The following is a 597-nucleotide window of genomic DNA, read 5'->3' as shown; positions in this document are numbered from 1 at the left end:
CTCGTCGCAGGATGTCAAGACTTGGTAAGGTTCTTCGCGTTGCGTCGAATTAAACCACATACTCCACTGCTTGTGCGGGCCCCCGTCAATTCCTTTGAGTTTCAACCTTGCGGTCGTACTCCCCAGGTGGATTACTTATTGTGTTAACTGCGGCACTGAGAGGGTCAATCTCCCAACACCTAGTAATCATCGTTTACGGTGTGGACTACCAGGGTATCTAATCCTGTTTGCTACCCACACTTTCGAGCCTCAGCGTCAGTTGGTGCCCAGTAGGCCGCCTTCGCCACTGGTGTTCCTCCCGATATCTACGCATTCCACCGCTACACCGGGAATTCCGCCTACCTCTGCACTACTCAAGAAATACAGTTTTGAGAGCAGTTTACGGGTTGAGCCCGTAGATTTCACTCCCAACTTGCATTCCCGCCTGCGCTCCCTTTACACCCAGTAATTCCGGACAACGCTTGTGACCTACGTTTTACCGCGGCTGCTGGCACGTAGTTAGCCGTCACTTCCTTGTTGAGTACCGTCATTATCGTCCTCAACAACAGGAGTTTACAATCCGAAGACCTTCTTCCTCCACGCGGCGTCGCTGCATCA

The 597-nt window shown here is 52.3% G+C and carries 1 rRNA gene; it reads right to left on the bottom strand.

Annotated features, from left to right (window positions below):
- Positions 1 to 597: ribosomal RNA gene (locus JCM17207_RS11920) — 16S ribosomal RNA — on the bottom strand; the annotation flags it as partial.

Source organism: Faecalibacterium gallinarum (assembly GCF_022180365.1).
GTDB lineage: Bacteria > Bacillota > Clostridia > Oscillospirales > Ruminococcaceae > Faecalibacterium > Faecalibacterium gallinarum.
This window is presented reverse-complemented; position numbering and strand designations above follow the sequence as displayed.